The following is a 20,576-nucleotide window of genomic DNA, read 5'->3' on the forward strand; positions in this document are numbered from 1 at the left end:
CAAAACCTTGCCGCATGGTGCCGCCGCTCGCGCGGGGTTTGGCTGCGCAGCCGACAGCGGGGAGACCGGCGCGTGGCGCTTAACTATCACGTTCTTGATGTTTTCACGGAGCGGCCGTTCGGCGGCAATCCGGTTGCGGTGGTTCTTGGCGCCGATCATTTGAGCGCCACGGAAATGCAGACCATTGCGCGCGAGTTCAATCTCTCCGAAACGGTCTTCGTTTTGAGCTCGACGAGTCCCGGTCACACGGCGCGCATTCGCATCTTTACGCCGACGCGTGAGCTGCCGTTCGCCGGTCATCCGACGATCGGAACGGCGATCCTGTTGGCCGAGTTGCGTGCGCCGCTCGGCAACGGCCATGGCGATGCGATCATCGCGCTCGAAGAGGAAGTCGGCAGCATTCGCGTCGGCGTGCGGATGCGGGGCGGTGGGGCGTCGTTCGGCGAGTTCGACGCGCCGAAGATGACGAACCCGATCGAGTCGCTTTCCGAACCGGAGCAGATCGCGGCATCGGTCGGGCTCATTCCGGCGGAGATCGGGTTTGAAAATCACAAGCCGACGCTAATCCGTGGCGTTCCGGCGTTTGCCTACATTCCCGTCGCCAATCTCGAAGCAATGGCGAAGGTTCGCGTCGCGCCGCAGCACTGGGCGCGGGCGTTCGGCGATCGAGGGATTTTGGGCGTCTACCTATACACGCGGCAGTGCGTGCGTACGCAATCGGCGTTTCATGCGCGGATGTTCGCGCCGGACATCGGCGTGCCGGAAGATCCGGCGACGGGGTCGGCGGCTGCAAGCTTTGCCTATGTTGTCCAAGGCTTCGACGCGCTTCCCGACGGCATGCACAAGCGCCCGATCGAGCAGGGCTTCGAGATGGGCCGGCCAAGCGCCATTTCGCTGACGATGTCGATTGCGCGTGGCAAGCTCGATGGCGTTCGCATTGGCGGCTACGCGGTGCGCGTGGCCGAGGGCGTGCTCAAGCTCTGAGCGCCTTGTCATCCTCGGCTTTATGCCGAGGACCATTTTGATGGGGGTGGCGATGCCCGAGGGATCCTCGGGACAAGCCCGAGGATGACAGTGATGGGCGGCGATACCTGCCATCGCAATCTCCTCTCCCCAGCGGGATAGAAGATTACATCAGCGGCTCGTCCGCACCATGCGGATCAGTGTGTTGTCCCTCAGCACGTAGTGGTGGAACAGCGCGCCAACGGCGTGGAGGCCGATTACATAGTAAAGAGCGTTGCCGATGAACTCGTGGATTTCTTCCAGATTGTGGGAGAGGGCTTTATCCTCACCGACTATTGGCGGAAGTGAAAGCCCGTAGAAGGGCACGGAGTGACCGGCCGCGCTTACCATAATCCAGCCAAGCAGAGGCATGCCGATCATTGCGGCGTAGAGGATCAAATGGGTCAGGTGTGCGATGGCGGTCTGCCATACTGCCGGGCGAGGAATGATCGGCGGCGTGCCGTTGTGCGAGCGAATGCCGATGCGGATGATGACCAGCAGCAACACCGTGATGCCTAGCATCATATGAATTGAAGCAAGAAGAGCTCGTGTCTCGCTGCCCTTCGGATAGTAGCCCTTCAGTTCGATGGCGGTGAATACAGCCGCGATCAAGACTGCCATGATCCAGTGCAGTGCGATCGCTGTCGGAGGGTAGCTGCTAGAGTTGACAGATGAATTTGTGGCGACGGTCACGAAAAATTCTCCACGAAACCTGTTGGACTACACCGGCATATAAGCGCTCGGGCCGAATTGAGGCTGATCAATGTTGGCAACGTTTCAAAATTGGATGGCTTGAGGTTATGAAACGGCAAAGCCGGCAAAATCCGTCTCGGCGTCCGTTTGGCGTCCCTCAGCGGCGCGACGGTAGGGCAGCTTGATTTTGGGGGGGCAGATCGGCTATTGACGCCGGACTGGACCTTTGGCCGGTTTTCTTGGATTAATTGCCGTTATGGCTTGCGCGACCGACATCGCCGTTTCTTTTGCGCCGCTTTCGAGCACGCGCGGCGGATCTTTTGCGCCCAAGCTCCTGCTTTCGCTTCTCCTTACCGGCCCCTGGGCCGCATGACGCCCGGCTGTCCGCCGGGTTGGTGCCCAGGGGATTGGACGGCCAGGACTTCGAGATTGAGAGCGATCAGTGGCGAGCCCCAGAGGTCGCCCGGCAAAGGATGAATACAATGACGTCCCCAAGCAAAGGCGCTGCGCCCGAACAGCAGCGCGATGACGACAAGATCATCATTTTTGATACAACTCTGCGCGACGGTGAGCAGTGCCCCGGCGCTACGATGACGTTCGAGGAGAAGCTGCAAGTCGCCGAGCTTCTCGATTCCATGGGTGTCGACATCATCGAAGCGGGCTTTCCGATCGCGTCGGAAGGCGACTTCGAGGCGGTGACGGAAATCGCCAAGCTTGCCAAGCAGTCGGTCATCTGTGGCCTGGCGCGAGCGAACTTCAACGACATCGATCGGGCGGGCGAAGCGATCAAGCCAGCGAAGCGTGGCCGCATTCACACCTTCATCGGCACGTCGCCGCTGCATCGCCAGCACCAACTCCAGCTCAGCCAAGAACAGGTCTATGAGCGCGTCGTCGCTTCGGTGACGCGGGCGCGCGGCTACACCGACGACGTCGAGTGGAGCGCGATGGACGCCACGCGGACCGAGCACGATTATCTGTGCCGTGTGGTCGAAGCAGCGATCAAAGCCGGTGCGACGACGATCAACATTCCCGACACTGTCGGCTACGCGCTGCCGGAGGAATATTTCGACCTCATCACGATGCTGAAGACGCGCGTTCCGGGCATGGACAAGGTTGTGATCTCGACCCATTGCCACGACGACCTCGGCCTCGCGGTGGCGAACTCGCTGGCAGGTATTCGCGCGGGTGCGCGACAGATCGAGTGCACGATCAACGGTCTCGGCGAGCGTGCAGGCAACGCGGCGCTGGAAGAGATCGTCATGGCGATCCGCACGCGCCACGATCTGCTCTCCTATCACACCGGCATCAAGTCGGAGATGCTGTCGCGGGCCTCGAAGCTCGTGTCGGCAGTCACGAATTTCCCGGTGCAGTACAACAAGGCCATCGTCGGCCGGAACGCCTTCGCGCACGAGAGCGGCATCCATCAGGATGGCGTTTTGAAAAATACCGAGACGTATGAAATCATGACGCCCGAGTCCGTCGGCGTCATGAAGTCGTCGCTCGTCATGGGCAAGCACTCGGGCCGCGCAGCGTTCAAGTCGAAGCTCAAGGAACTGGGCTACAATCTCGGCGATAACGCCATGGAAGACGCCTTCAATCGCTTCAAGGCGCTCGCCGACCGAAAAAAGCACATCTACGACGAGGACATCGAAGCGCTGGTCGATGAGGGCGTCGCGCACATGAACGATGCCGTGAAGGTGACGGCGTTGACGGTCATTGCCGGAACGATGGGACCCCAGACGGCGACGCTGACGCTCGATATCGACGGCCAGTCGAAGACGGTGCAGGCTGTCGGCAATGGACCTGTTGATGCAACTTTCAACGCCATCAAGCAACTGTTGCCGAATAACGCGCGCTTGGCACTGTATCAGGTGCACGCGGTGACCGAGGGCACGGACGCCCAAGCTGAAGTTTCGGTGCGGCTCGAAGAAGAGGGCCGGGCTGTAACGGGGCGGTCGGCCGATCCCGACACGCTCGTCGCCTCGGCGCGGGCTTACGTGGCTGCGCTTAACAAGCTCGTCGTCAAACGCCAGAAAACGGCGCAGGCACAGCAGGCGTTCTAAGTAAAAAGCCCGAATTTCGTCGGACTTTGGTCGGGGCAGCGTGCCACATTCGTAGCATGCTACCCCGCCGGCGTTTGTCTGTGTATGAACATGCCGTGACCGGTAACCATTCGGGCACTCAACTCGCCTCGATGGCGGGTGACCTTGATAAACGCCGTACGTCCCATAAGCTGGGCGACATGAAGTGGGCCGGATTCACGGGATGTTTGGTTTAGGTGTCAAAAGAGCTTTCTCCGACAGCATTGCCATCGATCTCGGCACGGCCAACACGCTCGTTTTCGTTGCCGGACGCGGTGTGATCCTGAACGAGCCGTCAGTGGTCGCCATTCGCTCGCGCGGCGGCGTTCGCGAAGTTCTGGCAGTCGGCGAGAAGGCGAAACAGATGCTTGGGCGGACGCCGGAAAGCATCGAGACGATTCGGCCGCTGCGCGATGGCGTCATCGCCGATTTCGTCGCCACGGAAGAAATGCTGCGGCAGTTCATCGGCCGCACGAAATCCCTCGTCGAGTTCATTCGGCCGCGCATTCTGATTTGCGTGCCTGCCGGCGCGACGCCCGTAGAGCGGCGGGCGGTCTATGAAACCGCGATGCTGGCGGGGGCGCGGAAGGTCTATCTGGTCGAAGAACCTGTGGCGGCGGCCATCGGCGCTGGGCTGCCGATCGACGAGCCGAAGGGCTCGATGGTCGTCGATATCGGCGGCGGTACGACGGACGTTGCAGTGCTGTCGCTGGGTGGAGTCGTGCAGGCCAGCTCGATCCGCTGCGGCGGCAACGCGATGGACGAAGCCATCGTGCGCTATGTCCGTCGCCGTCATCAACTGCTGATTGGCGAAGCGAACGCCGAGCGCATCAAGATCGAGGCAGGGTCGGCGTCGCGCGTTGTCAACGGCGAGACGGCTGAGATCGTCATTCGCGGCCGCGAGATTCGCGAGGGCAAGCCCAAGACGGTCACGCTGAGCCCGCAAGATATCGCGGAGGCGCTGGAGCCGCCGATCGAGAAAATTGCCGAGTTCATACAACACACAATCGAGGATCTTCCGCCCGAGATTTCGACCGACATTTGCGAGCGCGGTATTCACCTGTCGGGAGGCGGATCGAAGCTTGCAAAGCTCGATCAGGAACTCGAACGGCGGATCGGCGTCAAAGTTCATGTACCCGAACAGCCGGAGCAGTGTGTGATCTCCGGATCGGCCGCTATTCTGGAAGCGCTCAAGGAGCGCGAGCATCTTTTGATCAAGCCTTGAGTTTGATCGACGTTCGAATTTGAGAGCAGCGGAAACCCTTATGACGCGCCTCAAGGAAGGTCATGTTTACTTCGGGCGCGGCGATGGCACGGCGTCGCGACGGCGTTTGCGTCCGCTGCTGCTTTTGCTCGTTTTCGTTTCAACGGCATTGATGCTGCTGAGCCGGCTCGATCACAGCATGCTCGGCGATGTGCGCTGGCAGATCGCGTCGTGGATGACGCCCGTGTTCAAGACCGCGATGATACCGGTCGAGCCGATCCGCGAGATGGGGCACGCGATCTCGACGCAAGTGTCGCTGCAAGACGAAGTCGACCGGCTGCGGAAAGACAACCAGAAACTCGGCAGTTGGGAGTGGCGGGCGCGCCAGCTTGAAGCGAAGCTTGCCGGTCTCGAAGCCATTGCGAAAGTTGTCCCGGAGCAGAAGCTCGATTTCATCACCAGCCGGGTGATCGCCGACTCGAGCGGCGCGTTCGTGCATAACGTCACCATCGACGCCGGGCGCGTGCGCAAAGTGAAATGCGGCTATCCGGTCGTCAATGCCGACGGGCTGATCGGACGCGTCGTCGATATCGGCCCCAATGCGGCGCGCGTTCTGCTGGCGACGGATCTCAACAGCCGTATTCCCGTTGTGGTTGGGCCAAAGGCGGTGCGCGCGATCATGGCGGGCGACAACAGCTCGCGGCCGCGGCTGATCTACATTCCGGACGGCGCGAAGATTTCGCCAGGCGATGATGTTTCCACGTCGGGGCAGGGCGGGCTATTTCCAATTGGGCTGCGTCTCGGCGTCGTTGCTGAGGGTGCGAAGCCGCGAGTCGCACTGCGCGCCAATCTCGACAGGCTCGATTACGTCAGCGTGCTTTTCTACGATGATCCGTCCGCGCATCTGACCGACGATCTCATGGGCGGCAAGGGCGCGAGCGACGCCGCGGGGACAACTCCTCAATCTTCCGAGAGAGCGGGTCCATGAGGTGGCTGCGGTTCCTGATGCCGGTCGCTTCCGTCGCAGCGCTGACGATCGTTGCGATCCTGCCTTGGGGAATGCCGACGGTGGATCGCTTCGTGCTGCCGCTGCTGCCCGTCGTCGCCATTTATTATTGGACGCTCGATCGCGACGCATGGCTGCCGGAATGGAGCATCTTCCTGGCAGGTCTGCTGCTCGATGTGTTGACGCAGGGGCCGCTCGGCTATTGGGCGCTTGTCTATCTCGTCGCTTATGTCATTGCGGTTTACTGCTCGCGCTTCGAGGTCGATACCACGGCGCAGAGGCTGGCTCTTTTCACCGGCGCGATCATCACCGTAACGCTCTTCGCGTGGCTTGCCGCGTCGGCGTATTTCATGGCGTTTCTCGATGCTGAACCCTATGTGCGCGGCGCCGGTGTCGCGGTGCTTGCTGCCGCTCTTATCACGCTGTTGCGCCGCGTTGCCCGATCCGCCGGAGCACCCGCCCGTCCCGTTCGACTGACGCGGGGGGACTGATGGCGGACAAGCCTGACGACGATCTGAGGCGAAAGAACCAGTTCACGCGGCGGTCGGTGCTGCTTGGCTGCGGGCAGGCGGCGGGATTTGGGTTGATCGGCTGGCGTCTCTATGACTTGCAGGTGGCGAATGCGCGCCGCTACGCGCCGATGGCGGAAGAAAATCGCCTTAACGTGCAGGTGCTGACGCCGAAACGCGGTCGTATTCTCGATGCATTCGGACGCGTGCTGGCCGACAACGAAGAACTGTTTCGCGTGACGATCACGCCGGCGCTGGCGAAGGACGTCGGCGCCGTCCTGCAGCGCGTCGGACAGATCGTGCCGCTGACGGACGATCGTATCGCGCGGATCATTGCCCGCGCGCGCAAGCAAAACCGCAATCTGCCGACAACCGTCGCGTCGGATTTGTCATTCGATCAGGTGGCGAAGATCAACCTTTATGCGCCGAGCCTTCCCGGCATCAAGACCGATTTCGCCTGGCGCAGGCGCTATCGCGACGGTGCGGCACTGAGCCATGTCGTCGGCTTCGTCGGCAGCGTCGAGCGCTTCGGCATCGATGATGACGCCGTGATCCGCATTCCGGATATTCGCATCGGCAAGAGCGGCGCAGAGCTTGGTTTCGACGCTGATCTTCGCGGCACGGCAGGTACGCAGAAATCCGAAGTCGATGCGCGCGGGCGTGTGGTGCGGAATATCGAGACTGTCGATCCGGTTGCCGGGAGCGATCTGCATCTTACGCTCGACAGCGAATTGCAGCGGCGCGTCGTCGATCGCATGCAGCGCGATGGACTGGCTTCTGTCGTCGTGCTCGACATCGCAACGGGTGCGATCCCGATCATGGCCTCGGTGCCGGGCTTTGATCCGGCGCAAATCGCAGGCGGCATCTCGGAAGCCGATTGGACGAAGCTTTCAGCGTCGGACGACAAGCCGCTGCTCAACCGGGCGGTCGCCGGTCTTTATACGCCGGGTTCTACGTTCCTGATCGTAACGGCTTTGGCGGCGCTCGAAGCCGGCGTCGTTTCACTCGACGAGCACGTGTCATGCAGCGGTCGATACGAATATGGCGGACAAATCTTTCGTTGTTCCAATCCGAACGGCCACGGCAAGATCACCTTGCAGGAGGCCATCAGTGCGTCGTGCGAGGTGTTCTTTTGCGAGATGTCGGCGCGGCTCGGCATCAAGCGCATCGCGCGTGCAGCGCGTGCGATGGGTTTGGGCGCGACGAACAACATCGGACTGCCGGATGAAAAGCCCGGCATCGTTCCGGATCGCGATTGGAAGCGCGGCAATCTCAATGCTGGTTGGCTCGGCGGTGAGACGCTGCTGACAGGCATCGGTCGCGGTTATCTGCAAGTCACGCCGCTGCAACTTGCCGTCGTCGCGGCACGGATGGCGAGCGGACGCACCGTCGTTCCGGTTCTGCGCAGGCCTGACAATCCGGCGACGACGCAAGCGGTTGCGTTTGCCGACCTGCCTTTCCGATCCGCAGATTTTGACGCGGTGCGCCGCGGCATGTCGGCCGCCGTCAACGACGCGAAGGGTTCGGCGACGGCGGCGCGTCTCGGTGGGGGTAAGGGGCCCGTTGCGGGTAAGTCAGGGGTTTCCGAGGTCGGCGCGCGTGGGACGGACAGCGCTGATCGGTCGAGACGAAATCATGCGTTGTTCGTCGGCTACGAGCCCGAGAATGCGCCGCGTTATGCGCTTGCGGCCGTCATCGAGCATGCCAGTGACGGCGCGGTAGCCGCGGTGCTAGCGCGCGATGTCCTTGCGCTTGTCATTGACCGTGACGATCACGATCGCAGCAAATCGGGTGCCGATGGCAGCGAGGTTCCGCCGTTGAGTAAGCGCGCGGAGGAGGCGGGGTAATGGAGACGATCTATACCGCGTGGAATACCGGCCAGCCGCTGCGCATCGGCGCCAAGCTGTTGCGTATCCATTGGCCCGTGATTGCCACGGTGTGTCTGCTCGCGGGAATCGGAACGGCGACGCTTTATTCGGTGTCGGGCGGCTCGTTTGTCCCGTGGGCGGAGCGGCACACGCTGCGTTTCCTCGTCATGCTCGCCGTCGTCGTCATCATGGCGACTGTGCGCCTCGAAGTCTGGATGAAGCTCGCCTATCCGGTTTATGCGGTGGCCTTGCTGACGCTGGCCCTCGTGCCGTTCGTCGGTGTCGAGGCGCTCGGCGCGAAACGTTGGATCGGGGCGGGCGCGATCTCGTTTCAACCCTCCGAGTTGATGAAGCTCGCTTTGGTGGCGGCGCTGGCGCGCTACTACATGTGGCTACCGCAGGAAGACGTGCGCCGCGTGCGTTATATTCTCATTCCTCTGGCCATGATCGGCATTCCGGTGCTGCTGACGCTGCAGCAGCCGGATCTCGGCTCGGCAGCGTTGTTTCTGGTGCTGGGGCTGTCGCTGATGTTTCTCGCAGGTGTGCCGCTGCGCTATTTCGCGCTGGGCGCGATCCTGGCCGTTGCGGCGATGCCGGCGATCTGGTCGGGCATGCACGGCTATCAGAAGCGTCGCATCGAGGTCTTTCTCAATCCAGGCATGGACCCACTCGGCGCCGGCTATCACATCATGCAGTCGAAAATCGCACTTGGCGCAGGCGGGATCGCAGGCTCGGGCTTCATGCACGGGACGCAGAGTCAGCTCGATTTCGTGCCGGAGAAGCACACGGATTTCATCGCCAGTATCATCGGCGAGGAGTGGGGTTTCACGGGCATGATGCTGCTCATCGCCATCTATGCGGCGCTCATTCTGATGATGATGCTGATGGCGCGCCGGTGCGATAACCGTTTTGCGCGCTTGGCCATCGCAGGCTCGGCGATGACGTTCTTCATATACGTCTTTATCAATCTGGCGATGGTGACGGGGCTCGTGCCGGTCGTCGGCATTCCACTGCCGCTCGTGTCTTACGGCGGCACGTCGATGACGACGCTGATGATCGGGCTCGGCATTGCCATGTCGGCCTATGTGCACGGGCGTGACGGACGGCGCTGAAAGCGGCAGACCTTGCCCGTCCGGTCGTCTGGCGGGCGGTCAAAAAGCCCTATTTTCTCAATCGCGTGGCGAATGTGAGGGAGGGGGGTGGACAGAGCCCGCCAGCGATGCTATGCGCTCCGGTCTCGGGGCCCGTTCGGGCCCCTTCGCCGTCCTTGGAGGCTCGCGCCTCCGATATGCAGGCGGTGTTGGTACGGGTGATTAGCTCAGTTGGTAGAGCAGCTGACTCTTAATCAGCGGGTCGAAGGTTCGAGTCCTTCATCACCCACCAAATCTCAGAAAACCCGAAGAGATTTTCGCGGTCGGTTTGCATTTCCAGCTGACCGTGAAATTCCAGCGAAGCTTCCCGCACAATTTCCAGATTTCTAGTCCACTGCAAACGCAGTCATGTGCAATGCGGTGGCGGTGGTCGCGCTTGCCACTTTGCTTGCGCATCACTTGGAACGCCACTCGGATGCCAAGTCAAAAAGTTTAAGTGTCGAGGCCGTGGCCACGAATTTCGAGAACGACAGGACCGAAATGGGAAAGACCGCGCAAATCAGCGTGGCGTCAACCCCATCTCGACACCAGTCTTGTCGAACAGCGCGAACTTGTCCAACAGGTCGGCACTGGCCTGATTATTTCCAATTACCTCTACTTCCCGGCCATCGCGACGAAGGCGAGCGACGATTTTGTCCAGGGCACCAACCCCTGAGATGTCCCAGAAATGAGCCGCCGAGACGTCTATCGTTATCTTCGTGGCTTCTCGCTCGCTTTGGAACGCATGTGCAAAGCGATCAACCGAAGCGAAGAAGATCTGTCCTGTAACGTAGTAGGTGGCGGATCGCCCGTCCGGCGTTTCTCTGCGTTCCACCCGGAACATGCGCCTCACTTTTCCGGCGAAGAATATTCCGGACAGCAGAACGCCGACGACCACACCTTTCGCGAGATCATGCGTCGCGACGACGACAACCACCGTGCTTACCATGACGATCGACGATGTCAGCGGATGGCGGCGCAAATTCGGAAGGGAATTCCAGCTGAACGTGCCGATTGAAACCATGATCATAACGGCGACCAGAGCAGGCATCGGAATTCGTCCGACGAGGGGGCCGAGGACTGCAAGCAGAAATAGAAGAAATGCGCCAGCCGTAAAGGTCGACAGACGTCCACGCCCACCTGACGTTACGTTGATCACCGACTGTCCGATCATCGCGCAACCCGCCATGCCACCAAATAAGGCCGCAACGATGTTCGCGCCTCCCTGCCCCGCGCACTCGCGGCGCTTGTCGCTCTCGGTGCCGGTCATGTCGTCAACGATCTGAGCTGTGAGCATGGATTCGAGGAGCCCCACCGCCGCCATTGTCAGCGAATACGGCAAGATAATACGAAGTGTCTCGAGCGTGAGGGGCACATGAGGGAATGCGAATGAAGGGAGGCCTTCTGGAAGCTTGCCCATGCCTCCTACCGTGTTCACAGGTGCGTCCGTGGCGATGCTAAACGCCGTCAGCACAATGATAGCAACGAGCGGCGACGGTACCGTCTTCGTCCAACGCGGCAAGCCATAGATGATGGCAAGACCAGCGGCCACCATCGCATATGTCTGCCAGCCGACATGAGTCAGCTGCGGCAGTTGGGCCGTAAAGATCAGGATAGCGAGTGCATTCACAAAGCCCGTGATTACAGACCGCGAAACAAACTGCATCAACAGATCAAGCCGAAGCAGTCCTGCGGCGATCTGGAGCAATCCCATTAGGACCGTCGCCGCGAACAGATATTCGACGCCGTGTTCGCGTACGAGGGGAATCACAACGACCGCAACTGCCGCTGTTGCAGCGGATATCATCGCAGGACGACCGCCGGTAAAAGCGACGACGATGGCAATTGAGACGGACGCGTATAGTCCAATCTTTGGATCAACGCCGGCTATGATAGAAAAACCTATGGCTTCGGGAATAAGCGCGAGCGCGACTACGATGCCTGCCAGAATGTCGGCACGGGGCTGCGCCAGCCACTCTCTGGCCAACGCGTTTAAAGATGACATTAGAACCTAATTTGGTGTAGCGCAGAAAGGCGCGTTATCCCGGGGATAGGCGCCGGGCCAAGCCACCCGGAGGTCGGGTCCATCGAAGACATCTATTTCGCAACCGCTGCTATGTGACGCAATAGGTCCGCCCTAGGATTGAATGTCGCGGCCATTGGCGGGGTGAAGCTCAATCGACGTGCTTAGTGCCGACCTTAGATGAAGACCATTGACGACAATGAAGTGTAAAACACTATCGATTTCATTGGAAATTGGGTTGTCTTTTAATCAGCGGGTCGAAGGTTCGAGTCCTTCATCACCCACCATATGAATTGGGCACCCTGCTTTTAAATCACGAGTGGCGGGGGCCCAATTCCTCCTTGGCGCGGTTACCGGGCGACGATTTTGACCCTAAGCGGACGTCGCCTATCGCTCACCTGAGATATGCAGTGTCTGTAACTCCAACTCCAATCTGCGCATGGTTCTGCGCTTTTGTGGGCAGTCGCCAACCTTTCGCCAATCCATAGATTGCCGGGATAACAATCAGCGTCAGCAGCGTGGACGAGACCATGCCGCCGATCATTGGCACGGCGATACGCTGCATGACCTCAGAACCTGTACCGGTGCTCCACATGATGGGCAGCAATCCAGCCATGATAGCAACAACCGTCATCATCTTCGGTCGGACGCGTTCAACTGCGCCGACCATGATGGCATGGTAGAGATCTTCACGCGTGAATTGCTGTCCCTGAAGCAGACATTCCGCCTGGATCTCGCGCTTGGCGTTATCGAGATAAATCAGCATCACGACGCCGGTCTCGGCCGCGACGCCGGCAAGCGCGATGAAGCCAACGGCCACTGCTACCGAAAGATTGAAGCCCAGCCACCATATCAGCCAGAAGCCGCCGGCGAGTGCGAACGGCAGAGACAGCATGACGATGAGCGTTTCGGTCAGTCGCTGAAAGTTCAGATAAAGAAGTAAGAAGATGATCATCAGTGTTACCGGCACGACCATCTGCAAGCGTGCTTCGGCGCGCTCCAGGTATTCAAACTGTCCCGACCACACGAGATAGGTGCCGGGCGGCATCTTCACCTGTGCGTCCACCGCCTTCTTAGCATCGGCGATGTAGCCGCCGAGGTCTCGGTCGCGGATGTCGACGTAAACGTAGGTTGCGAGCTTGGCGTTCTCGGTGCGGATCGTGGTGGGGCCGCGGGTAAGTTTAATATCGGCGACTTCCCCTAACGGAACCGTACCATTGCCGCCAGGCAACGAGACCACGACATCCTTCGCGATCGCCTGCGGATCGGAGCGCAGATCGCGCGGGTAGCGTATCGCAACCGTATAGCGCTCGCGGCCCTCGACCGTTGTCGTTATTGGCTCGGCGCCAAGCGCCATCGCTACGACATTCTGCACATCGGCGACCATCAAACCATAACGGGCGAGCCGCTCTCGGTTCGGAATGATCTCCAGGTAATAGCCGCCCAACGTGCGCTCGGCATAGGCACTTGAAGTGCCTGGCACCGACTTGACGGCCGCTTCGACCTGTCTTGCAACGTTGTCGATTTCGTCGAGATTATTGCCGATCACCTTAATCCCGACCGGCGTGCGAATGCCGGTCGAGAGCATATCGATCCGCGCCTTGATCGGCATCGTCCAGGCATTGGAGACGCCGGGAAACTGCAGTGCTTTGTCCATTTCAGATACGAGGCTGTCCGTCGTGACACCCGGTCGCCATTCTTCCTTTGGCTTGAGGTTGATGATGGTCTCGAACATCTCCGTCGGTGCGGGATCGGTGGCCGTTTGCGCGCGACCCGCCTTGCCATAAACAGACGCCACTTCTGGAAAGGACTTGATGATACGATCCTGCGTCTGCAACAAATCAGCCGACTTCGTGATCGAGAGACCCGGTAATGTCGTCGGCATGTAGAGCAGCGTTCCTTCATTGAGATTCGGCATGAATTCGGTGCCGAGCCTGGTCAGCGGCCATATCGAGACCGCGAGAAGGATTGCCGCCAGCGCAATGGTCAGCGTCTTCGCCTTCAGCACACCCTTGATGACGGGACGATAGACTGCGATCAGTGCGCGGTTGATGGGGTTCTTTTCTTCGGGAATGATCCGGCCGCGTACGAAGATGACCATCAACGCCGGCACCAACGTCACCGACAGCAGCGCAGCAGATGCCATCGCAAAAGTTTTGGTGAAGGCTAGCGGCCCGAACATCCGCCCTTCCTGTGCTTCAAGCGTGAAGATCGGAAGGAATGAGACTGTGATGATCAGCAGCGAGAAAAACAAGGCCGGTCCCACCTCGGCAGCTGCCTCGGTAAGGATCTGAATTCGCGGCTTGTCCTTTGGCGCTCGTTCCAAATGCTTGTGGGCATTCTCGATCATGACGATCGCTGCATCGATCATCGCCCCGATGGCAATGGCGATACCGCCAAGACTCATGATGTTGGAGCCGATGCCGAGCACGCGCATCGCGACAAACGCCATGAGGATGCCGACCGGCAACATCAGAATGGCGACTAGTGCACTTCGAAAATGAAGCAGGAACACGATGCATACGGCCGCGACGACGAGACTTTCTTCGAAAAGCGTATGTTTGAGCGTTTCGATGGCCCGGTGGATAAGCTCGGAACGGTCGTAGACCGGCACAACTTTCGTTCCTGCCGGTAGAGAAGGCGCGATCTCCTTCAGTCGCTCTTTGATATTGTCGATAACGGTGAGCGCATTGGCACCATAGCGTTGCAAGGCGATTCCGCTTGCCACCTCGCCGTTGCCGTTAAGTTCGGCAATGCCGCGGCGTTCGTCGCCGGTGGTTTCAATGTGCGCGACTTCCTTCAAGAGAACAGGCGTTCCGCCGTCGGATTTGACGACGATGTTCTGAAGGTCTTTGACGCCTTTAAGATAGCCGCGCCCGCGCACCATGAACTCGTGCTCGGCCAACTCCAACGTGCGTCCGCCGACATCCATGTTGTTGTCTCGAATGGCATCGCGAACCTTGTCCAAAGGGATGTTGAAGCTTCTGAGCCGGTTTGGATCGACGACAACGCTATATTGCTTGACGAAGCCACCGACACTTGCGACCTCGGCGACTCCTTCAGCCTTCGACAATCCGTAGCGAACTTCCCAATCCTGCATCGAGCGCAAATCTGCGAGCGACTTGTTCTTGGATTGCAAGGCATACTGATAGACCCAGCCAACCCCGGTTGCATCCGGCCCGAGCGTCGGAGTGACGCCGCTCGGCAGACTCTTTGCGGCGGTATTCAGGTATTCAAGGACACGCGAACGTGCCCAATAGATGTCGGTACCGTCTTCGAAAATGACGTAGACGAACGAGACGCCGAAGAAGGAAAAACCTCGCACCACTTTGGAACGCGGAACAGTCAGCATTGCAGTTGTCAGAGGGTAGGTGACCTGATCCTCGACCACTTGCGGCGCTTGGCCCGGGAACTCGGTATAGACGATGACCTGCGCATCCGAGAGGTCGGGGATGGCGTCAAGCGGAAGTGTCTTTACCGCCCAGATCCCTGCCACCACGGCAAATGTGGCTGCGATGAACACCAACATAAGGTTCTTCGCCGACCAGGCGATGAGGCGCGCGATCATTGGCTAGCCTCCGTCGTTTGGCGCGTCTCGAAGCCCTTCAATGCCGATTGCAGATTACTTTCGGCATCGATGAGGAAATTGCCGTTGGAGACGACACGATCACCTTCTGCAACGCCGCTCATGATCTCGATGTAGCCGTCGCCTCGCCGGCCGAGCTTCACTTCTCGGGGCTCATAGCGACCGTTGCCGAGATCAACGAGGACGACCTGTCGATTTCCGCTGTCGATCACGGCACTCGACGGCACGGTTAGCATGGTAGCATTACCGGTGGAGATATCGACATCTCCGTACATATCCGGAAGCAGTGCCAGGTCCGAGTTTGGCAGTTCGATCCGCACCGGAATTGTACGCGTCTCCTTGTTCAATTGCGGATAGATGACTGTGACTTTGCCTTTGAATGTGCGGCCTGGACGCGCGCGCGTCGTGACCGTCACGGGTTCTCCTGGCTTCACGCCGTTTATGTCGCCTTCGGCAACATCAGCCATCATCCACACGACCGAAACATCGGCGATCCGGAAGCCAACATCGCCGGCTTTGAAGCCTTGTCCATCGCTCCAGTTCCGTTCGAGGACATATCCGTCAATGGGGGAGCGATACGTGAATGTGTCTGGTACGCTCCGCTCACGCTTCACCTCGTCCATGAACTCTTCCGGCACGCCGAGATTCTGCAGTCGACGTGTGGCTCCGACGACGCCGGCAGGTCCTTTGAGTCCTGGGAGCTCGGATGCTTCGTCAATTTTCGTCCAAGTCTGCTCGATCAACAGGCGCGCGGCTTGGTTCAAGACTTCTTGGCCGAACACCTTAGCCAACACATCACCTTTCATGACATGTGTGCCTGTCGTTACCGGTCCAACCGACACGACGTACCCGTCGAACCGCGGCGCCAACACGGCAATGCGTTGCTCATCAAGCTGCACCACGCCAGGTGCCTGGATGGTCCTGACCAGCGGTCGCCTCGTTACCGCGACGGTTTCAACGCCGGTACGTTGAATTTTGGCGGGTGAAACCTTGATAGAGTCGTCGTCGCTATCCTCGCCTTCGTAGACGGGAATGTAGTCCATCCCCATCGAATCCTTTTTCGGCACGGGCGATGTGTCCGGCAGGCCCATGGGGTTGCGGTAGAATTTGATTTTCCTGGTGCCGCTGCTGTCAACGACAGGTTTCGTTTCCAGCTTTGCTGTCGGTGAAGACGATGTCCCGTCTTCACCGACATGAACAGCAATGTAAGGCCTGCCGTCATCGGTCGTTTTGGGTGTCGGCGAATAGAGCGGCTTGCCGTCGGGATCGCGGTAATAAATGACAGGCCGCGATTCCTCGGCGCGCGCTTCGGTAATGACCGCTGCGGGAGTCAGCGGAAGTTTGAGCAGGTCTGTTTGACCCGCCCAAATACCAGCTCCCGTCGCAGCCGCTAGCGCTGCGACGGTCGCCGTTCCCCTTATCAAGACGTTCATTGGACGGCCTTGACGATGAGCTTGTTTTCGACCGTGCCAGTCTCGCCTTGCACCTTCGCGCCAAGTGAGAGCGCCCATTGGCCGGCCATGCCGAGATCGGTCTTGAACTTGTAGACACCGGGTTCCGTCGACGAAACCGCCTCGATTGGCGCGGTCATCGCTTCCATACCGTCAGGACCCATATCGATACGCTTGGCAAAGATCACAGCGTCAGCGACTGCGCGGCCAGACGGCTTGTGCACGAGCTTCACCGAAATGACGGCAGCGCCCTGCTTCACTTCCTTGTCCAGGAGCTGGAATTCGTAGTCCTTAGTGTCGGCAAGGGCCGAAGCGGCCATGCCCATGAGAAGCGCGACGCCGAGGGCAGCCGCACGCAATGAATGACGTTGCATATTGGTTGTCTCCGATTGTCATTGAGCCCGCACAGGCCGTCATGGCCATGCGTATGAGGGGCACGGCGACGAGCCGCGACCGCACAATCACGCTGACTGCGTGGGCTCAGACGCTCGGAGGTCGAAGTAAGGGCGGGATTTGAGAACCAGCGGTGACCGGCGTAGGCGCAGGCGCCACTCCGCGGCTGACAACATCACGATGAAAATGGGCATCAGAAATCGGTGCCGACAACGGCTGAAAACATTTAACGAGGCAGTTCGCCATCTCGGGGCAGAACTTCTGCGGGCAATGAGGGCAGGACTTGCCGGTTTTGTGGCAAGGCATCGCGTCAGATTGACCGGACATCGTCGTGTCGGCAGAGGCTGTCGCACCGCTTGAGATGGCGAAGGCATAGGTCGCCGTAAGCGGCATGGCAATGAGAGCGCTCAGTATGGCAAGCATACCGAGAATCCCAAACCAGCGCTGAAACAGACGCATCCTCATGGGGTGCAGAGTGCCATACCTCGTCGTGCGCCGCAATAAGGGGAGTGAGGCCGTTCGGTGGCTTTTGCTGACGCAATGCTTATGTTGCGATAGCACTCGATTATACGACGCTTCGCGCAGCTACGCATCATCGTCACCCGCTCTTTCTTCAAGGCCTGCAGCCGCGCAACGCGGTTTGCCACGGCTTTCAGGTGCTCGCTTGCCAGCGCATCCACCTTGGCGCACGATTTCTGCGGCCGCCCAGAAAGATTCAGCAGTTCGCGATCACATCGACTTCGAACCCCAATTCGCGCGCATGGCGGATGAAGCCATGCCGAGTTACGCCACGCTCATCATAAAGCCGCCATTTACCCTCGGGCCTTGGCGCCTCCGGCATCCGGCACTTTTAAAGCCTGTTGCCGCAATGAACCGACCGCTGGAAATATCCTTGGGAGCGCATCTCGATTACATTTTTGCATTAGTGCAGACGGCGGCCAAGGAACATGAGTGCTTTCATGGCGGCGTGTTGCCCCAACACCGACGTATCGCGATGGCCCGCATTGTAGTCATCGATAATTGCTTGAGCGATAACTTCGAAAAGTGACGCAAGCTCTTCATCTTCGACACGGTGTATTTCGATAAGTTCGGAACACGCGAGCCGTATTGCGGCCTTGAGTTCGATCGTCTCGAGATCGCCGCTTATCAGTCGGGAGCAAGCGAGCTTCACGACAACACTCCCGTGCAGTTGAAAGGGGGAGCGTATCGATAATCACTCTCAGTCAGCAGAGCCTTGATGTAACTGCCGATGGTTTCGTTTATCAGAGTGCAGATGGAATATCAGCTGCAACTTGCAAGTCTCAGCCGACTTGGGCAACGTATTATTTTTCGATCTTGTTATGCGATGATTACTGCTTACATTGTATTGACCGAGCTTCGCTGAAACCGACTTGGCCTCGCCCGCGGAGCGTGCTTGACCGACGACCTTCCAAAAGAGTTCGACCAACTCTGCCTGACTTCGTCGGGGAGCAAACGCATTCATCTAATGAGAAATCCTATCTATGCAAACTGGAACCGTGAAGTGGTTCAATAGCCAAAAGGGCTTTGGCTTCATCCAACCTGAAGACGGCGGCAACGACGTATTCGTCCATATCAGCGCGGTAGAGCGTGCAGGTCTGGGAAACCTAAGCGAAGGGCAAAAAGTCTCTTTTGACGTTGTTGCCGATCGCCGTAGCGGCAAGTCTTCCGCAGATAACCTTCGCGCCGTGTAACGGCATGCCGAAGAAATAGATCGGGCTCGACCACGGATGTACTGGCGATAAGCTCGATCGAATGGACCCGCGCCTGGCTTAGCCGTCAGTTGCGGGTTTTTTGTTTTTGCCGAGCGCGCAGGAGCCCAGCTGAATGGCAACGACGCCGAGATTTCCGATTAATACTGCCGCTACAAAGTTGCGCCGGGCTCAAGAAGCGTCGAAGGCGATGAAGGACCATGAAGCGGAGCGGCTCGCTGTACGGGCGAAAACGGAACGTCTCCGTGCAGAGCGATTGGCGCGAGAGGCCACCGCCCCGACCAATAAGAAGAAGTCAATAAGATAACCGCGCCATCAATAAGGAATATCGCGGTAATACACCCCCTCCCGTTTCATTTTCCACCAATGCCGCATCTGAAGTGGGCCTATGTAGACACAGTCGCCCATCGCTATGCTAATTTCCAGCTTCTCGCCGCGTACATCAAATTCGCTTGCCGCCATCGCGAACGCCTCGGCCTCGATATCAAACGACACTTCGCGACCGTCTATTGTAAGCGTGTAGGAAGGAAGCGCCATTTAGCAATCTGCCTTTCGATGTGCTTCGTGACCCAATCAAAACGTGATGGCGACGTAGGATTGGCCCCAACTGGTTGTGGTTAGCTGGATCCTCGGTGATGCTTCGGCAAAGTTCGAGTATCTTCGACCGGGCGAGCAACGTGATAGCCGCAGGACCTCAAGTCCGAGAGTGCTGTCATTGAATCGATGCGGAAAACATCTAGCGCGACATCCGACATTCGAACTTCATAGGCGCGGCTCCAGTTCTCTTGATACGATGCGGCTGGCGGCAGATCTGATCCACACTTTTGGAGCGAAAAGCCAAGCACGCCGGAATTCCCGCTCGTGAATACGTAGACCATCGGTGCCAGCTCCATATTTCGACAATCCTTAGAAGAGCAACGACGTTCTAGTTGACAGATTTGGTGGTTGCACACAGGCGGCGTGGTCGACTGGCGGCCCTTGCGAACACAATTGCGGTCGCAAGAGAAATCAGGTTTTTCTCTTTCCGCCGCTGGCGCTCATTGTCGAGCCCAGTGTGGCGCTCTGGAACTGCGGTACGCCCGGACCTGACTTCGGTTTGTCCGCCTTCGGTTTCCTGATTTCGCGATTGCTTCTTCGCTGACCTTTGGGCATTTCGTTCCACACCGGTTTTGAGAAAAAATCATATGGGTTAACTTAACCGAGGAGGGGCCACCGATAGCCACGGTCCAAAAGCGACAGGTAGTGCTCCATCGCAGGTCTGATGTCGGACAGGCGATCAGCACGATAGTCTTTGACCAGATCCTCGACTTCCTCCCAACTGAAGAGCTGAGAGGGTTTCGATGCCGTGACATTTGTCGATCGGGTTTCTACAACTGCATCATTGTATGCTCTGATGAGGCGAACGCTGCGCTCCCGCTCTTCGCTGGAAAGCCGTGCGAAGGATGCTAAACAACTGCTGATATCCGGCATTTTAGCGCTCCAAAATTTCTTGAGCTAAGCCATATCGTCGGTGGAGGCTTTTGGTGCTTCCACCTCATCGTCATCTTCGATCTCAATTAAAAGATCTTCAGAAGGCGACGGAATTTCCGATTCCTTCTCGGCGCTCTCATCGGCCATCCCGGTCTCATCGACGTCGTTTATTGGGATTTTGGCCTGAGGTTTTGTTGGCTCTGGTGGACGTTTGAACCTAACTGGCCGCTGTTTCCCGAGCGTCTCGAAGTCGACCCGAACGATCGACGAGGTGTTGGAAATCGTGCCGCAGTGCGGACAAGCGGGCTGCAGGCTCATCAGATCATAGTATCGGCTGCCACAGGTTTCGTTTCCGCAAGTCTGCTTTGTCCCGCGCTTAGTCTGCAGGGCGGATCTTGTGACGACGTGACTTGGGAGCATATTCGTTACC

18 protein-coding genes, 1 tRNA gene and 1 other annotated feature are annotated in these 20,576 nt (G+C 58.9%); of the genes, 9 read left to right on the top strand and 10 right to left on the bottom strand.

All coding sequences use genetic code 11. From position 1 onward, the window contains the following. Positions 1–72: 72 nt before the first annotated feature. The gene (locus ACLB1Z_RS08580) at positions 73–984 is read left to right on the top strand and encodes a PhzF family phenazine biosynthesis protein (RefSeq protein WP_409562927.1); all 912 of its coding nucleotides are present in this window, start codon (positions 73–75) and stop codon (positions 982–984) included. Positions 985–1,134: 150 nt separating this feature from the next. On the opposite strand, the gene ACLB1Z_RS08585 is transcribed toward ACLB1Z_RS08580, so the two are convergent. Beyond that, positions 1,135–1,695 (bottom strand): cytochrome b, encoded by a 561-nt coding sequence (locus ACLB1Z_RS08585; protein ID WP_409562928.1) that lies wholly within the window; start codon positions 1,693–1,695, stop codon positions 1,135–1,137. Positions 1,696–2,177: 482 nt separating this feature from the next. Here ACLB1Z_RS08585 and ACLB1Z_RS08590 point away from each other — a divergent pair, with 482 nt between their 5' ends. The 7 genes from ACLB1Z_RS08590 to ACLB1Z_RS08620 all read left to right on the top strand — a co-directional run bounded on the left by ACLB1Z_RS08590 (position 2,178) and on the right by ACLB1Z_RS08620 (position 9,746). Further along, the gene (locus ACLB1Z_RS08590; RefSeq protein WP_013947108.1) at positions 2,178–3,758 is read left to right on the top strand and encodes a 2-isopropylmalate synthase; all 1,581 of its coding nucleotides are present in this window, start codon (positions 2,178–2,180) and stop codon (positions 3,756–3,758) included. A gap of 202 nt (positions 3,759–3,960) precedes the next feature. Then, the gene (locus ACLB1Z_RS08595; protein WP_013947109.1) at positions 3,961–5,001 is read left to right on the top strand and encodes a rod shape-determining protein; all 1,041 of its coding nucleotides are present in this window, start codon (positions 3,961–3,963) and stop codon (positions 4,999–5,001) included. A gap of 40 nt (positions 5,002–5,041) precedes the next feature. After that, positions 5,042–5,968: a rod shape-determining protein MreC gene (gene mreC / locus ACLB1Z_RS08600; protein ID WP_409562929.1), complete on the top strand. Its 927-nt coding sequence runs from the start codon at positions 5,042–5,044 to the stop codon at positions 5,966–5,968. Beyond that, positions 5,965–6,477 carry a rod shape-determining protein MreD gene (gene mreD, locus ACLB1Z_RS08605; RefSeq protein ID WP_409562930.1) on the top strand — a complete coding sequence of 171 codons (513 nt, stop codon included), beginning with the start codon at positions 5,965–5,967 and terminating at the stop codon, positions 6,475–6,477. The genes mreC and mreD overlap by 4 nt, the downstream gene beginning before the upstream one ends. Continuing rightward, on the top strand, positions 6,477–8,342 hold the full coding sequence (gene mrdA, locus ACLB1Z_RS08610; RefSeq protein WP_409562931.1) for a penicillin-binding protein 2: 1,866 nt from the start codon (positions 6,477–6,479) through the stop codon (positions 8,340–8,342). Before mreD ends, mrdA begins: the two co-directional genes overlap by 1 nt. After that, on the top strand, positions 8,342–9,475 hold the full coding sequence (gene rodA, locus ACLB1Z_RS08615; protein WP_409562932.1) for a rod shape-determining protein RodA: 1,134 nt from the start codon (positions 8,342–8,344) through the stop codon (positions 9,473–9,475). The genes mrdA and rodA overlap by 1 nt, the downstream gene beginning before the upstream one ends. A 195-nt stretch (positions 9,476–9,670) precedes the next feature. Beyond that, positions 9,671–9,746, top strand: a tRNA-Lys gene (locus ACLB1Z_RS08620). A gap of 267 nt (positions 9,747–10,013) precedes the next feature. Here ACLB1Z_RS08620 and ACLB1Z_RS08625 read toward each other — a convergent pair. The 6 genes from ACLB1Z_RS08625 to ACLB1Z_RS08650 form a co-directional block, all read right to left on the bottom strand. Next, positions 10,014–11,498, bottom strand: a complete 1,485-nt coding sequence (locus tag ACLB1Z_RS08625) for a SulP family inorganic anion transporter (RefSeq protein WP_409562933.1) — start codon at positions 11,496–11,498, stop codon at positions 10,014–10,016. Positions 11,499–11,530: 32 nt separating this feature from the next. Continuing rightward, positions 11,531–11,582 (bottom strand) — a sequence feature (sul1 is cis-regulatory element that is thought to sense ions involved in sulfur or methionine metabolism; They are found in Alphaproteobacteria). Between the two features lie 328 nt (positions 11,583–11,910). Next, positions 11,911–15,084: an efflux RND transporter permease subunit gene (locus ACLB1Z_RS08630; RefSeq protein ID WP_409562934.1), complete on the bottom strand. Its 3,174-nt coding sequence runs from the start codon at positions 15,082–15,084 to the stop codon at positions 11,911–11,913. Further along, a complete protein-coding gene (locus tag ACLB1Z_RS08635) occupies positions 15,081–16,535 on the bottom strand; it encodes an efflux RND transporter periplasmic adaptor subunit (RefSeq protein ID WP_409562935.1) in 1,455 nt (484 codons plus the stop codon). The genes ACLB1Z_RS08630 and ACLB1Z_RS08635 overlap by 4 nt, the downstream gene beginning before the upstream one ends. Further along, positions 16,532–16,927 (bottom strand): FixH family protein, encoded by a 396-nt coding sequence (locus tag ACLB1Z_RS08640; RefSeq protein WP_409562936.1) that lies wholly within the window; start codon positions 16,925–16,927, stop codon positions 16,532–16,534. The genes ACLB1Z_RS08635 and ACLB1Z_RS08640 overlap by 4 nt, the downstream gene beginning before the upstream one ends. A gap of 480 nt (positions 16,928–17,407) precedes the next feature. After that, positions 17,408–17,626: a hypothetical protein gene (locus tag ACLB1Z_RS08645; protein ID WP_409562937.1), complete on the bottom strand. Its 219-nt coding sequence runs from the start codon at positions 17,624–17,626 to the stop codon at positions 17,408–17,410. Positions 17,627–17,868: 242 nt separating this feature from the next. Then, a complete protein-coding gene (locus ACLB1Z_RS08650) occupies positions 17,869–18,117 on the bottom strand; it encodes a hypothetical protein (RefSeq protein ID WP_409562938.1) in 249 nt (82 codons plus the stop codon). Between the two features lie 331 nt (positions 18,118–18,448). Between ACLB1Z_RS08650 and ACLB1Z_RS08655 the strand changes: the two genes are divergently transcribed. Next, the gene (locus ACLB1Z_RS08655; RefSeq protein WP_013947124.1) at positions 18,449–18,658 is read left to right on the top strand and encodes a cold-shock protein; all 210 of its coding nucleotides are present in this window, start codon (positions 18,449–18,451) and stop codon (positions 18,656–18,658) included. Between the two features lie 333 nt (positions 18,659–18,991). On the opposite strand, the gene ACLB1Z_RS08660 is transcribed toward ACLB1Z_RS08655, so the two are convergent. From ACLB1Z_RS08660 to ACLB1Z_RS08670, 3 genes are all read right to left on the bottom strand, one after another. Continuing rightward, positions 18,992–19,213 carry a hypothetical protein gene (locus ACLB1Z_RS08660; protein ID WP_409562939.1) on the bottom strand — a complete coding sequence of 74 codons (222 nt, stop codon included), beginning with the start codon at positions 19,211–19,213 and terminating at the stop codon, positions 18,992–18,994. Between the two features lie 657 nt (positions 19,214–19,870). After that, positions 19,871–20,146, bottom strand: coding sequence for a hypothetical protein (locus ACLB1Z_RS08665; protein WP_409562940.1), 276 nt, complete (start codon positions 20,144–20,146; stop codon positions 19,871–19,873). Between the two features lie 24 nt (positions 20,147–20,170). Next, positions 20,171–20,566: an FYDLN acid domain-containing protein gene (locus ACLB1Z_RS08670; protein ID WP_409563245.1), complete on the bottom strand. Its 396-nt coding sequence runs from the start codon at positions 20,564–20,566 to the stop codon at positions 20,171–20,173. Positions 20,567–20,576 lie beyond the last annotated feature (10 nt).

The organism is Hyphomicrobium sp. MC8b, from assembly GCF_905067615.1.
In the GTDB taxonomy this organism is placed as follows: Bacteria; Pseudomonadota; Alphaproteobacteria; order Rhizobiales; family Hyphomicrobiaceae; genus Hyphomicrobium_B.